Origin of the sequence: Acinetobacter sp. YH12027 (assembly GCF_013420085.1) — a bacterium.
Taxonomy (GTDB): Bacteria; Pseudomonadota; Gammaproteobacteria; order Pseudomonadales; family Moraxellaceae; genus Acinetobacter; species Acinetobacter amyesii.
The window spans coordinates 46,401-59,995 of record NZ_VOYW01000012.1 but is presented as its reverse complement, the minus strand read 5'-3'; the positions used below and the strand labels follow the sequence as shown (position 1 = coordinate 59,995).

Genomic DNA, 13,595 nt, shown 5'->3' with positions numbered 1-13,595 from the left:
AACCTGACGCAGCCCTTTATGCACTATGACAAGATGAAGATCACCTCTTTAGGGCTGCATCACAAGTATGACTTAGCCTGCCATCTGTTGTATCACCTGTTGAATTACCGCAATGGTTTTTGTGATACTGTCATCGCTTAAGCTTGGATGTACCAAGAACATTAAACTGGTTTCGCCCAATTGCTGTGCATTGACCAAACGCTGTGCAGGTCGCCATGCGGTGCCATCAAAGGCGTGTTCTAAATACACTTCTGAACATGAGCCGCTAAAACAAGGTACATTCAGCGCATTGATTTCCTGCATGATACGATCACGTGACCAACCCACAGGTAACTGTTCGCTATTTACCTGCACATAGCACTTGTAGTTGGCATGTACATAGTCACTGTTTGGATAGTGCACAGTAAAATATGGACTGTCCTGAAACGCTGCTAAAATGCGCTGTGCATGCTCGGTACGTTTTTGTGTCCATTCTGGCATGCGCTGTAATTGAATACGTCCAATCACTGCTTGCATTTCCATCATGCGCCAGTTGGTGCCAAATGAGTCATGTAACCAACGGAAACCCGGTGGGTGCTGTTTGTGATAAATGCTGTCGTAATTTTTACCGTGGTCTTTGTACGACCACATTTTTTTCCATAGGTTTTCATCATTAGTGGTGACCATACCGCCTTCGCCACCTGTGGTCATAATTTTGTCCTGACAGAAAGACCACGCACCAATATGTCCAATTGAACCTGCAGATTTACCTTTGTACATCGCACCATGTGCCTGTGCACAGTCTTCAATCACATACAGCCCCTTTTCTTTTGCAAGTTGCATAATCGGGTCCATATCACACATCCAGCCTGCCAAATGCACACAAATAATGGCTTTGGTATTTGGAGTCAGTACCGCTTCAATGGTGCGAGCAGAAATATTTTGTGAGTCGAGCTCTACATCAGCAAAAACCGGATTGGCCCCGACAGTCACAATGGAGCTTGCCGACGCTAAAAAGGTCCGTGAGGTGACAATGACATCATCACCTGCACCAATATTAAGAGCTTTTAAGGCCACATCCAGTGCAACTGTGCCATTGGCCAGTGCCACTGCATATTGAGTTCCTGCAAAGCGGGCAAATTCTTTTTCAAATTCGCGACATTCCTGCCCGGTCCAGTAATTTACTTTGTTCGAGAGCAATATTTGAGATACGGCATCTGCTTCCTGTTGAGTAAAGCTTGGCCATGGTTCAAAGGCAGTGTTTAGCATTTTTTTCCTTAAATATAATCTTGGCAATTAATATCAATATTAGGTGTGGTATCTACAGGACAAACAACATTTATAAATTCAATTGCATCTGGTTGGGCATCAAACTCTCGCTTAAGAATAGCTACGCTATAGAGATCATGCCATTCTCCTTTACGGAATATTGCTTCACGTTGACGCCCCTCAAGCCTCCAACCACACTTTTTCATATAAAGACCAAGGCTTGGTCCATTAAAGTCTAGTATTGGAGCCACTAAACGCCTTAAACCTACATTATAAAAAGACCAAGCCGTGACTAGTTTAATCGTTTCAGTACCTAAACCAGACTTAGTATAATCAGCCAATATTTTTATTCCAGAAGTAGCAGAACCGTTATGTAAATCTATTTCCCATAATCCAGTAATACCAATGCTTTTTCCGCTTTCATTATCTACAATAACAAACCTAAAGTTAGAGCCACTACTACTCCCTTGACTCTCAATCCATTTTTTTTGTGAATGCAGTGAAACTGGAAATGACCAACCAACAACATGCTGAGATACAGCAGGTTCGTTGAACAAACTTTGTAATAGAATATCGTCTGACAATTCTAGTGGTCTCAGAGAAATTTTATTTCCTTTAATCATTACTATCTTAACTCTTTCTATAAATAGGAAAAAAATCAGATAAATTCGATATTTCATCGATACTAAAACCTGATTTTAATGAAAGTTCTTGATAAGCATCTTCATTTACCACCATTCTTATAGTAGAAAATTTCATATCAGTAGCGGAGAAACCCTTTTTAAATTTGTAAAGGGCATCTGTATTACCACCAACTCCACCTCCTAAATGTAATACTGAATAATTATTTTCAACACCCCACTTAATCATATAATCAAGTATAATTTTAGAGGGTTGATATTTTCTTCCTTCTATAGATGTGCCAGACAAATGATATTGTATAATCGTATTGTGTAATAAAAATAAGGATGCTCCTATCACTTGATTACCACATTTAACGACTACCAACTTAAGCTTTTTTCCTAATTTTTCTTTTAAATCTAAAAAATAGTTTTCGTTAAAAAAATAGAATTCTGAAGCAGAAAGATACTTCATTGTTTCTATATATATATCTAAAAATTCCTTATAATATAAAAAACCCTCATCATCAACCAAAGTTAAATTATTGTTTTTATTTGACTTTTTTAAATCATATTTATGACCTGATGAATATTTTTGTTGAATTTCGGAGTACTCCCTATTTAAGTCCACACTTAAAGTCAGACCATTATCAAAATAAAAAGGCGACTTATCAAGCCCATCATTTAACAACGGATGCAATCTAAGAAAAACACTAACACAATTAGTTTTAATTAAATAATTTTTCAAATAATTTAGAGCATTTAATTTAAAATCAAGTGAAGCATTTAAACTAAAAGCGACTCCTCCATAACCATATGGAGTAAAAAAATCAAAATAATCAGTATCTTTTATTAATCTTTTTATCAAAGGAAAAAAAGCTTTTTCAGCTTGACAAACAATTAATAAATAAAATAATTCATCACCCTCATTAAGCTCACAACTGCTGACCCACTCTTTCGTATGATATATATCAGCATCAAAATTAGTTAAAAGTTCATTTTCAAAAAACGTATTAGCTTCATTAATCCTATAAACATTGTAAGTCATCTATCTATCCACATAAAAGAGAGGCTACAAAGAAGTTACTTCTTAGTATTTTCTTTATCTTTTTTTTCCAAAAGATCCAAAATACCCAAGTCATCAACCTCTTCAATTTTTTGACCAGTTTTAATGCCATCGGCCCCACATACGACCAAAAAAGTTTTAAAAATAATTTTTACATCCAAACAAAAATTTAGATTCTTTACATACTCAATATCTAAATCAGTTCTTTGTTTAAATGTTAACGACTGTCGCCCCATGACCTGTGCTAAACCTGTCATACCTGGTTTAACCTCATGCCTCCTCTTTTGATGTTCATCAAAAAGCTCTAAATGTAAATCTAATAATGGTCGTGGTCCAACTAGACTCATATCCCCCTTAATCACATTTATGATTTCTGGTAATTCATCTAGACTTGTTTTTCTTAAAAAAGCACCTACTTTTGTGACACGGCTTGCATCGGACAACAATCGATTTTCACCTTCTCTAGGCTCACGCATAGTTCTGAATTTATACATGATAAAAGGTTTATTATTTTTTCCAATTCTTTCTTGTTTAAAGAAAACTGGACTGCCCATAGAGAAAAAAACTAGAATTGAGATCAATATTAAAAAAGGTATTAAAATAATAAAAATTAATATACCTAAAATAATATCAATGTAGTTTTTAGTTACATGTTTATACATATTAATCTTCATAAAGTTATGACTATGGATAGTAATGCTCGGTAATATTTGAGACAGATTGACTCCGTTTATCTAATGTAAAATCTAAAACATTAGAAAATTGCACTGCTAAATTATCTCTATCAAATTGTGTTTGAGCTAGTTTTTTTGCATTACTTACAGCTTGAGTTAGCTTACTTTCATCCATAAGAAAATCTACTAGATCTATAGCAGCTTGCTCTATAGTTTTATTCCATACTACCAAACCACAATTATTATGTTCAATAATATCGACCATCCAGCCACCATAGTTAATTAATATAGGAGTACCAGCAGCCAGAGAATCAAAAAACTTATTAGCTGAATTTGCCCTCATTTCAGGTTTATCAATAAAAAGTGCAGTACTTAAAGTTGCAGCCTTCAATACAATAGGAATTTCTTTTTTAGGAATACTCTCCATAATAAATAAGTTAATATTTAAAACCCCCTTCTTTCTAGCATATTCTTTCACTAATTCAAACTCAGCTCCCGCTCCTATTAATAAGAAACGAATTTCAGAATCTATTTTATAAACTTCTTCCGCCAAATCAACCAAATAGGAAACACCGTTTATAATACCAAAAGTCCCTGTATAAACGACCAATTTTCGCTCACCAAGCCAATCAAATTTATACCTAAAATTATTTACTAGCGAAAAATCTATTTCAAACAACTCATTATCCGAACTATTAGGAATAACAGCAATCTTGTTATATGGGTAACCCGCTTTAACTATTCCCTCTCGCATACCAGGTGAAAGTGCAATTATAGAATCAGAGTTTTTATAAGCCCAACTTTCCAATAAATATGCCAACTTTTGTGTAAATTTATTTTTTAAAGCACCCATTGCAATTGGAAGTTCTGGCCATAAATCCCTCACCTCAAATACCATAGGTACATTTAGTTTTTTTGCTGTAGACACAGCAGGTAAAGCAATAGTTAAAGGCGTGCTTGTTGCAAAAACAATGTCAGCATCTTTGAAAGTCTTTCCCTTTTTAGCCGCATGATAAGCAAATCTAAAAAATGCTTTTATTCGATCTATATAAGACATTTTATTATTATAATAATTGGGGAACCAATGAACATTAATTCCTGCTTCATTCGTTATATACCAATCTTTTTGATCTGTTTCATTAACCCAAGATGTAATCATATGAACTTCATGCCCAGCAGCAACAAGACGTCTTGCCATTTCATATGAACGCGTACCACCAGACATTTCTGGTGTATTAAAATACTGATGAAAATATATAATCTTCATAATTGAACTCAATTATTATTAAAAATATCGCGTGTATAAATTTTTTCAGCAATATCCAACAAGTCATCATCCATACGATTTGTTAGCACCAAATCTGAATTACTTTTAAAGGTAATAAGGTTATGCTCTACAGGACAATCATTAAATATATTCAAATTTAAGGTGGGCTCATAAATAACAACTTTAATACCTGATTTCTGAAGTAATGAAATTATAGTATGAATTGCTGAATATCTAAAGTTATCTGAACCATGCTTCATAATTAGTCTATAAACTCCTACTACTTTAGGGTTTTTAGATAAAATTTGGTCTACAATAAATTTTTTTCTTGTACTATTAGCATTTACAATTGCGGTTATTATATCATTAGGGACATCCTTGTAATTAGCCAATAGCTGCTTAGTATCTTTAGGCAAACAATAACCACCATAACCAAAAGAAGGATTATTATAATAGTTCCCAATTCTTGGATCTAAACTAATACCTTCAATAATTTGTTTTGTATCAAGATTTTTCAACTCCGCATAGGTATCTAATTCATTAAAAAAAGAAACTCTTAACGCTAGATAAGTATTTGCAAACAGTTTAATTGCTTCTGCTTCATTAGAGTTAGTAAGAAGTATTTCTACATCTTTCTTCACTGCACCTTCTAATAATAAATTAGCAAATTCACGTGCTCTCTCAGATTTTTCACCTACAATAATTCTAGATGGATACAAGTTATCATATAAAGCTTTTCCCTCTCTTAAAAATTCTGGAGAAAAAATAATATTTTCAGTATTAAATACTTTTTTAATTTTATTAACAAAACCCACAGGAATAGTTGACTTTATTACTATCAAAGCTTTTGAGTTAACAGAAAGTATATCTTCAATAACAGATTCTACAGATGAAGTATTAAAATAATTTTTTTCTTCATCATAATCTGTAGGTGTTGCAATAATAATAATTTCAGACTGGCTATAAGCCTTCTTCCAATTAGCTGTAGCTGTTAAATTTAAATTATGTTCTTTTAGATATGAACTAATCTCAATGTCTTGAATTGGGGATTTTCTCTGATTTACTAAAGCTATACGGTTTTCATTAGTATCAATGGCAACAACATTATTTCTTTGAGACAGTAATATTGCATTAGAAAGACCAACATAACCCAAACCTACAACACATATTAACTTAGACATTATTAAACTCAACCAACGATAAAATTACACACTAAAATCATTTATAATATGCTGATATTTCTTTATATCTATAAGCCATAAATAAAGATATACCAATAAAAAACCAATAAGGCAATAAATATACAATCCCACTAGGTGCTATTGAGCAAAGTATAGAGGCTATAACACCTATAAAAAAAGCTTCATAAATTTTTCCCAATTTCGTATCTCTATACTCTTTCATTCCCTTATATAGACCTTTAAGTACATAAAAGTAAAAAAGAGAAAAGACTAAAAAACCTAATATACCTAAATCAACAAGCATCATTAAGAAAAAATTATGAAATGCTACCTTCTCTCCCATCACATGCGTTAAATACCCCTCAATTCCTGACCAACCCATTCCCAAAAAAAAGTTTTCAGTAAATTTCTCTATACCTATTGAATATAATAAAGCTCTTTGCCCTGTCGAATTCATTTCTGATACATTAGAATTTCCTGATATATACTCAATACCAACAAGAAGTTCATTTATTGCATTAAACATCCTTCCCTCTAGCAAACCTTGAGTCTGCAAATACAAAAAAGCTGGATATAAAGTAAAACCTAAAAACAGTATAGATAGAAAAGAAATCAATTTTCTCTCATTTAATATTATAAACTTCAAAAAAACAATAAATACAAAGGTCATAAATATCATTTTAGAGTCGATTTTATAAATAGAAAAAACAACCATTGCTAAAAGAACACTTTTAATAATTTTATTTTTCAATAAGAAAATAAATGGGAAATAGACCATCAATAAAAAACCGAATGTATTGGGGTTTCCAGTAAAAACTGTCGGTTTTTGTGTATTATAATTAAAAACTTCTTCTGTCCACTCTGACATATCAATAGTTTTACCAAAATAGCTATAATATTGAGAATAAGGGGAAAAAGGCAAACGAACTATATTCACAGATTCCAAGAATGCCAAAATAATTATTACAAATACATATAAAACAACCATCTTTAAAACACTATCGACATCTTTTTTTATCAATAGGAAATTAAAAGAAAACATTAGGCAGGTAATAGAAATAAAAGAATAAAAAATATAATTAAAATAAAGCTCATAATAATCTAAAAGAAGCCCTGTTGATATGATGTAGATAAAAAAAACAATAAAATATAAATTAAACTTATTTATAAAAAAAGATTGTCTAGATATATAAGAAAGAAAAAAAATTAACAAAAAAGGTATTAGAATATGATAAGGATAAAAAATAGAGTAAGATATCCCTGGACTAGTTAAAATAAAAACTGAAACAATATAGAATAAGGTATTTTTTTTATCCAAAATAATATTCATATTATAAAATCACCAGAACCAACAACACACCACCCAAGAGTCCCACACCTAATATTCTTCCAAGTATTAAAGAGAATAGCATATTAGTACCCACCCCAATATCATCATTACTGTCTATTGCTCGTGAAATTTTAGGTTCAATAAAAAATGTTAAAAAAATAGTTGCAAAAGCATTTGTCACACCAGACATTTGAGTAATTGTTGTTCTATAGTCTGGGAAAAACAAAGCTATATAGAAGACTATAAATACAGAAAGACTATAGATGCCAAAAACAACAGCAGAGCTTAAAAATATATCCTTATAAAGTATTATCTTATATTTTTCCTCAATTCCTTTGCTTTTTATAAAATAAAAGGGAAGTAATACTATTTGCCTAAAAACCCCTCCGCCCTTCGCAATCTTATTTATAACTTCGGAAAAAACATTAACTACACGATTTCTTAAAAAATAAACAGAAAAACCCATTAATGACCCAAAAATTAAGGCCATTGATACCATTATTAAATAGTCCTGCTTATTAATACCATGATCTACAAGAAAACCCAATAAAGGCATTAATGCTAAAGTAAACAAACGAGTTAACATGAAAACTGCATTCTGAAGACTATAAGCTAAAGATTTTTTATTCTCTTTAACCCCAGATATTCGAGCAATAAATGACAATACTTCAATTAATTGAATACAGCTAAAACATATAATTACAACTAATATTAAAAATTTATAATCCATGAAAAAACTTTAACTCTTCATCAATTAATCTATAAGGATTAAACTTTATTTTATTAACAGTATGACCTTTACCAATTTCACCAATATCTTGAGCAAATCTATTTAAATCAAAAAATTTAACATTATCAAATTCATTTAACATTTCTAAACATACAGAAAAGTTTGTTGTAATTAAAGGAATGCCAAAAGTAGCCATTTCACACATCATTACACCTTGTGAATCAAATCTTGTTGGCATAACAGCACACCTATAACAATTCAATAAATCAGCAATATCTTTTTGTTCAATAAATCTATCAAAAACTTTTACATTTTCTGGACATTGATTGTAATAAAAATACCTTCCCTTACCATAAATATGGAATGTCTTATTTGGATTCAATTTTGCCAACTCTAACACTAAATCTAAAGCATATTTAGACTCATCAAATGGTCGAATTGTCACACAGTCTGCCAGTAAATTTTCACTTTTTGGGCTATAAGTTTTATTAACAAATACATTATTTACTGCATTCGGTATAACCACTGTTTTTGAATAACTTTCTGGCTCAAAACCTAAATTCTTTATAAATTTTTCCCTCATCCACTCACTAACGAAAATCATACCTAATGTATTTTTTTGGGAAAATTGACCTGTTAACCAATTTTTTAAAATTTTTAATTTAAAAAATTGGTAATATTGCTGAATTTTTGACTTAACAAAACTTTGTTTTATCCAACTATAAGGTGTTGGATAATCTAAATACCCTTTAAGAACTTCATGTCCATGAAAAATAAAAAAAATTTTTTTTGAATGTAATTTTCTTAGTACTCTATAATGATTTTTTAGATTTGGAGCATGGGAAATAATTACATCATAATTTTCAAAATTGATACTTCTTTCAGGAAAAATATTAATACCTTCATAATTATAATATTCATGTGCACTAAAGCTTAATACATCAACGTGATAATTGTTCTCAATATATATTATATTTCTAGAATGCACATAAGACATAGCATAAGGATTATCCTTAGTAGGATAGTTTTGCACAAGCACTAGCAACTTCATCATTAATCCTCTTTCAAGAAATCAGCTATTTTCTCGCTCGCCAGTCCATCCCCATACGGATTATGTGCTGCTGCCATTGTTTCATATAATTCAGTATTTTCTAGCAGCTCAACCACAGACTGTTGTATAAGTGCTGCATCTGTGCCTACAAGTTTGACTGTTCCTGCCTCTACCGCTTCTGGGCGCTCGGTTGTATCTCTCATCACCAATACTGGCTTACCCAAAGAAGGGGCTTCTTCCTGAATACCGCCAGAGTCGGTTAAAATCAAATAACTGCGGTTCATTAAATACACAAAAGGTAAGTAGTCTTGCGGTGCTATTAAATAAATATTAGAAATACCCGATAGCAATTCATTCACAGGCTTTTGTACATTTGGGTTTAAGTGTACAGGGTATACAATTTGCACATCAGGGTACTGTTTTGCAATATTTGCCAATGCTGTACAAATATTTAAAAAGCCTTGACCAAAGTTTTCTCGGCGGTGACCAGTCACCAAAATTAGTTTTTTTGTCGAATCTAAAAAGTTAAATTGCTGCTCAAACTGAGCAATAACCGCCCGATCTGTTTCAACCTTTTCTTTTACAGTAAGCAAAGCATCAATAACTGTATTGCCTGTGATGGTAATATTTTTCGGGTCTATATTTTCTTTAATTAAATTATTATAAGAAGACTGAGTCGGCGCGAAATGATAAGTGGTTAACGCGCCTGTAAGTTTACGGTTGGCTTCTTCTGGCCAAGGTGAGTAAATATCGCCTGTACGCAATCCTGCTTCTACATGACCTACTGCAATTTTATGATAATATGCGGCTAAAGAGGCGGCGAATGTGGTGGCAGTATCACCATGCACTAACACCACATCTGGTGTCCACTCTGCAAAAACTTGTTCTAAACCTTTCAAAACACCGGAAGTCACGTCTGAAAGCGTTTGACCCGGCTTCATCAAATTCAAATCAAAATCAGGTTCTAAATTAAAAAGCTCAAGCACTTGATCCAGCATTTGACGGTGCTGGCCAGTTACACATACTTTAGTTTCAAAATTAGAATCCTGCAGCAACTGGAGCGCCAAAGGCGCCATTTTAATCGCTTCTGGACGTGTACCAAAAACCAATAATATTCTTTTCACAATTTTTACCTTACAAACGTAGTGAACTATCTTTTTTATCCAAAATATATTTCAAGTCATATAGAACATGCTTTGACTTTCCTAAGCCCTGTAGTTCCTGCGCAGTCATTGCCTTAAATTGATCATGTGAAACAGCCAAAATAATTGCATCATAGCTATTTGGAATTAATTTCATTACAGGAGCAAGACCATACTCCATCTCCACTTCTTCAGGATCAACCCAAGGATCGTAAATATCTAAATCCAATTCGTATTCTTTCAGCGCATTGACCATATCTACAATTTTGGTATTTCGGATATCTGGACAGTTTTCTTTAAAACTCAGCCCCATAATCAGGATTTTAGAGCCAACAACTTGTATTCGCTGTTTCACCATTTCTTTAATTAATTGAGTTGCAACATATTCCCCCATACGGTCATTTAGGCGACGAGCCGCTAAAATAATCTCTGGATGAAGTCCAATTGATTGTGCTTTGTGAGTTAAATAATATGGATCCACACCAATGCAATGTCCGCCAACGAGACCTGGGCGAAAAGGTAAAAAATTCCATTTCGTCCCTGCAGCTTGCAATACCTCTTCCGTATCGATACCCATTTTATTAAAGATCAGCGCTAATTCATTAATCAATGCTATATTGACATCACGCTGTGTGTTTTCAATTACTTTAGCCGCTTCAGCAACCTTAATACTTGATGCTTTATATGTTCCAGCTTCAATAATCATTTTATAGGTTTGATCAATAAATTCGGCTACTTCTGGAGTCGATCCAGAAGTGATTTTTAAAATATTAGTCACACGGCGATTCTTGTCGCCTGGGTTAATGCGCTCGGGGCTATAGCCCGCATAAAAATCTTGATTAAATTTCAAACCTGATTTTTTTTCTAAAACAGGGATACATGCTTCTTCTGTTGCTCCAGGATAAACCGTAGATTCATAAACTACGATATCTCCTTTTTTTAATACAAAACCAATACTTTCAGAAGCTTTAATAAGTGGCGTTAAATCAGGCTGTTTAAAATCATCAATGGGTGTAGGAACTGTGACAATAAAAAAATTACACCCCACTAAATCACTGATATTTGATGAATAACATACATTAGCAGATTGACTTAACTCTTCTGGCGACACTTCTAGTGTATGATCTCTCCCGCTCTTAAGTTCATCAATTCGCTGCTGATAAATATCAAACCCAACTACCGGAACTTTCTTGCCAAACTCAACTGCCAAAGGCAAGCCAACATAACCTAGTCCAATAATTGCAATTTTTAGTTCCGAGAGTTGCAACATTCCAGTGCCTTATAATTTATGATTTAATCATGTGAAAACGCCTTATAATATAGCAGAAATAACCCTTTTATTTTTTGGTAATTATTATTTTTCGTAATCTGTATTTATACGCATGCAGTAATTGTTTGTTTTTTACACACAAGACCTCTTGCGTTAGTCAAAATTTAATCAGTGATAAACGTTGATTTTTAAATAAATATCAAAGTCTAACATAGTCAAAAATAATACTTTCGCAAGAGGTCTACAGCATTCCCGCATAAATTTAAATCTTCAATTAAAAAAATATATAATTCACTTACCCCTAAATTATGTGTTTTATTTCACACTATAATCATTACACTGTAGCAACACATTTTGACAGCAAATCCTAGGATGTTTACTTTACATAGTATAAAATGTTCCGTTATATATTTTAAAAATCAGGCGATTGCCTTTTTTACAATTCAATTATTTTTATAAGTAGGATTTCGAGTGAGTTACTATCGTTATAGCTTCTTGTTAGCACTCAGTTTAGGTATGACGGGTTGTGCAATTACATCAGGTCTTCAAACATATGACCTTCCTAAAGAAGGCACTTATCAGACTGAGCTCGGGTCTACTGTAAATGTGATTAAATTATCCCAAGATAATTTAGCAGCGGTTCAGCCTGCACAAATTAATCAACAAAATTTTGCCCATCTATTCAATCAACAACAAAAAAGTTATCATTTAAATCCGGGTGATATTTTATCCATTTACTTATGGGCTTATCCTGAAATCACCCCACCGACCAATACGATTAATAATGAAGAAGCCATCAAGTCGAATGGCTATCAAATTGATCAAAGCGGTTATATTCAATTTCCGATTATTGGTCGCTATAAAGCAGCAGGTAAATCACTCACTCAAGTCAATCAGGAATTGCGCAGTCAACTCTCGCGTTACTTAAAAACACCCGATGTGATCGTTCGTGTGCTTTCCTACCAAGGCCAACGTTATTCAGTACAAGGTAATGTGATGAAAGGCGGTCAGTTTAACCTTACCGATCAGCCTACAAGCATCTACACTGCGCTTGGCCTTGCCGGTGGTGTAAATAGTCAATTTGGTGACAATGCCTCATTAACTTTGGTTAGAAATGGTCAAAGTTATGTACTCAATAGTATTGAACTTGAAAAAGCTGGATATTCTCTACACAACTTACTCATCAAACCGAATGACACAATTTATGTCAACTCCCGTGAAAACCAAAAAATTTATGTGATGGGAGAGTCTGGAAAAAACCAATCTTTACCCATGCGTGAACAAGGCATGAGCTTAAGTGATGTCCTCGGGGAAAGTCTAGGGATTAACTCACTTTCAGCGAGTCGAGGTAAAATTTATGTAGTTCGCAGTGACATGAATAGCCCAATGACTGAAATTTATCATTTAGATTTGACCAGTATTGGTGACTTCGGTTTGGCCAATCAATTTAAAATGCGTAGTAATGATATCGTCTATATCGATGCATCTGGGTTGGCACGTTGGCAACGTGTAATCAATCAGGTGATTCCATTCTCAAATATAATTTATAACTTTGATAGAATGGGTCAATAATGCATTTTAAGAATATCCTCGTCGTTTGTGTGGGTAATATTTGCCGTAGTCCAATGGCTGAGTATCTCCTAAAAAAAGATCATCCCGACCTGAATATTTATTCAGCTGGAATCTCAGGCATGATTGGACATGCAGCAGATGAAAAAGCGCAACACTGTATGCAACTCATTGGGATAGATATGAGTGGACATATTGCCCAAAAATTAAATGCTGAACTGATCAAAAAATCAGATTTAATTTTGGTCATGAGTTCAAATCAACAAAAGCATATTGAACAGACATGGCCATTTGCAAAAGGAAAGACTTTTCGTTTAGGTCATTGGCAAGGTAAAAATGTTCCCGATCCATACCAGCATGATCAGGCCTTTTTTGACCAAACTTCACAATTGATCCAGTCTTGCGTTGCGGATTGGACTAAACATATTTAACTTTTGATGTACGATT

13 protein-coding genes are annotated in these 13,595 nt (G+C 33.2%); 2 read left to right on the top strand and 11 right to left on the bottom strand.

Features of this window, described 5'->3' with window-relative positions; genetic code table 11:
• Nucleotides 1-72: 72 nt before the first annotated feature.
• From FTT94_RS05755 to tviB, 11 genes are read right to left on the bottom strand one after another with little or no spacing between them, the layout of a single operon-like run.
• On the bottom strand, nt 73-1,248 hold the full coding sequence (locus tag FTT94_RS05755; protein WP_180170388.1) for a DegT/DnrJ/EryC1/StrS aminotransferase family protein: 1,176 nt from the start codon (nt 1,246-1,248) through the stop codon (nt 73-75).
• A gap of 8 nt (nt 1,249-1,256) precedes the next feature.
• Complete coding sequence (locus tag FTT94_RS05750; RefSeq protein WP_180170387.1) at nt 1,257-1,871, bottom strand: GNAT family N-acetyltransferase; 615 nt, start codon at nt 1,869-1,871, stop codon at nt 1,257-1,259.
• A gap of 7 nt (nt 1,872-1,878) precedes the next feature.
• Nucleotides 1,879-2,916, bottom strand: a complete 1,038-nt coding sequence (locus FTT94_RS05745) for a GNAT family N-acetyltransferase (protein WP_180170386.1) — start codon at nt 2,914-2,916, stop codon at nt 1,879-1,881.
• Nucleotides 2,917-2,951: 35 nt separating this feature from the next.
• Nucleotides 2,952-3,596, bottom strand: a complete 645-nt coding sequence (locus FTT94_RS05740; protein WP_180170385.1) for a sugar transferase — start codon at nt 3,594-3,596, stop codon at nt 2,952-2,954.
• 22 nt (nt 3,597-3,618) lie between these two features.
• A complete protein-coding gene (locus FTT94_RS05735) occupies nt 3,619-4,875 on the bottom strand; it encodes a glycosyltransferase family 4 protein (RefSeq protein WP_180170384.1) in 1,257 nt (418 codons plus the stop codon).
• Between the two features lie 8 nt (nt 4,876-4,883).
• Entirely contained in the window at nt 4,884-6,056 is a 1,173-nt protein-coding gene (locus tag FTT94_RS05730) for a nucleotide sugar dehydrogenase (protein ID WP_180170383.1), read from the bottom strand.
• A 37-nt stretch (nt 6,057-6,093) separates the two neighbouring features.
• Nucleotides 6,094-7,386, bottom strand: coding sequence for an O-antigen ligase (locus FTT94_RS05725; RefSeq protein WP_180170382.1), 1,293 nt, complete (start codon nt 7,384-7,386; stop codon nt 6,094-6,096).
• A gap of 1 nt (nt 7,387) precedes the next feature.
• Nucleotides 7,388-8,116: a lipid II flippase family protein gene (locus FTT94_RS05720; protein WP_180170381.1), complete on the bottom strand. Its 729-nt coding sequence runs from the start codon at nt 8,114-8,116 to the stop codon at nt 7,388-7,390.
• On the bottom strand, nt 8,106-9,170 hold the full coding sequence (locus FTT94_RS05715; protein ID WP_180170380.1) for a glycosyltransferase family 4 protein: 1,065 nt from the start codon (nt 9,168-9,170) through the stop codon (nt 8,106-8,108). The genes FTT94_RS05720 and FTT94_RS05715 overlap by 11 nt, the downstream gene beginning before the upstream one ends.
• Nucleotides 9,170-10,291 carry a non-hydrolyzing UDP-N-acetylglucosamine 2-epimerase gene (wecB, locus tag FTT94_RS05710; RefSeq protein ID WP_180170379.1) on the bottom strand — a complete coding sequence of 374 codons (1,122 nt, stop codon included), beginning with the start codon at nt 10,289-10,291 and terminating at the stop codon, nt 9,170-9,172. Before wecB ends, FTT94_RS05715 begins: the two co-directional genes overlap by 1 nt.
• Before the next feature lie 10 nt (nt 10,292-10,301).
• Entirely contained in the window at nt 10,302-11,579 is a 1,278-nt protein-coding gene (gene tviB / locus FTT94_RS05705; protein WP_180170378.1) for a Vi polysaccharide biosynthesis UDP-N-acetylglucosamine C-6 dehydrogenase TviB, read from the bottom strand.
• 516 nt (nt 11,580-12,095) lie between these two features.
• Between tviB and FTT94_RS05700 the strand changes: the two genes are divergently transcribed.
• Nucleotides 12,096-13,151 (top strand): polysaccharide biosynthesis/export family protein, encoded by a 1,056-nt coding sequence (locus FTT94_RS05700; RefSeq protein WP_180170413.1) that lies wholly within the window; start codon nt 12,096-12,098, stop codon nt 13,149-13,151.
• Nucleotides 13,151-13,579, top strand: a complete 429-nt coding sequence (locus tag FTT94_RS05695) for a low molecular weight protein-tyrosine-phosphatase (RefSeq protein WP_180170377.1) — start codon at nt 13,151-13,153, stop codon at nt 13,577-13,579. The genes FTT94_RS05700 and FTT94_RS05695 overlap by 1 nt, the downstream gene beginning before the upstream one ends.
• Nucleotides 13,580-13,595 lie beyond the last annotated feature (16 nt).

What these genes read in the sequence shown, in the direction of transcription:
- FTT94_RS05730 (WP_180170383.1), bottom strand. Translation starts at nt 6,056, where the DNA reads ATGTCTAAGTTAATATGTGTTGTAGGTTTGGGTTATGTTGGTCTTTCT.
- FTT94_RS05745 (WP_180170386.1), bottom strand. Translation starts at nt 2,916, where the DNA reads ATGACTTACAATGTTTATAGGATTAATGAAGCTAATACGTTTTTTGAA.
- FTT94_RS05755 (WP_180170388.1), bottom strand. Translation starts at nt 1,248, where the DNA reads ATGCTAAACACTGCCTTTGAACCATGGCCAAGCTTTACTCAACAGGAA.
- FTT94_RS05700 (WP_180170413.1), top strand. Translation starts at nt 12,096, where the DNA reads ATGACGGGTTGTGCAATTACATCAGGTCTTCAAACATATGACCTTCCT.
- FTT94_RS05720 (WP_180170381.1), bottom strand. Translation starts at nt 8,116, where the DNA reads ATGGATTATAAATTTTTAATATTAGTTGTAATTATATGTTTTAGCTGT.
- FTT94_RS05715 (WP_180170380.1), bottom strand. Translation starts at nt 9,170, where the DNA reads ATGATGAAGTTGCTAGTGCTTGTGCAAAACTATCCTACTAAGGATAAT.
- FTT94_RS05695 (WP_180170377.1), top strand. Translation starts at nt 13,151, where the DNA reads ATGCATTTTAAGAATATCCTCGTCGTTTGTGTGGGTAATATTTGCCGT.
- FTT94_RS05735 (WP_180170384.1), bottom strand. Translation starts at nt 4,875, where the DNA reads ATGAAGATTATATATTTTCATCAGTATTTTAATACACCAGAAATGTCT.
- FTT94_RS05750 (WP_180170387.1), bottom strand. Translation starts at nt 1,871, where the DNA reads ATGATTAAAGGAAATAAAATTTCTCTGAGACCACTAGAATTGTCAGAC.
- tviB (WP_180170378.1), bottom strand. Translation starts at nt 11,579, where the DNA reads ATGTTGCAACTCTCGGAACTAAAAATTGCAATTATTGGACTAGGTTAT.
- FTT94_RS05740 (WP_180170385.1), bottom strand. Translation starts at nt 3,596, where the DNA reads ATGTATAAACATGTAACTAAAAACTACATTGATATTATTTTAGGTATA.
- FTT94_RS05725 (WP_180170382.1), bottom strand. Translation starts at nt 7,386, where the DNA reads ATGAATATTATTTTGGATAAAAAAAATACCTTATTCTATATTGTTTCA.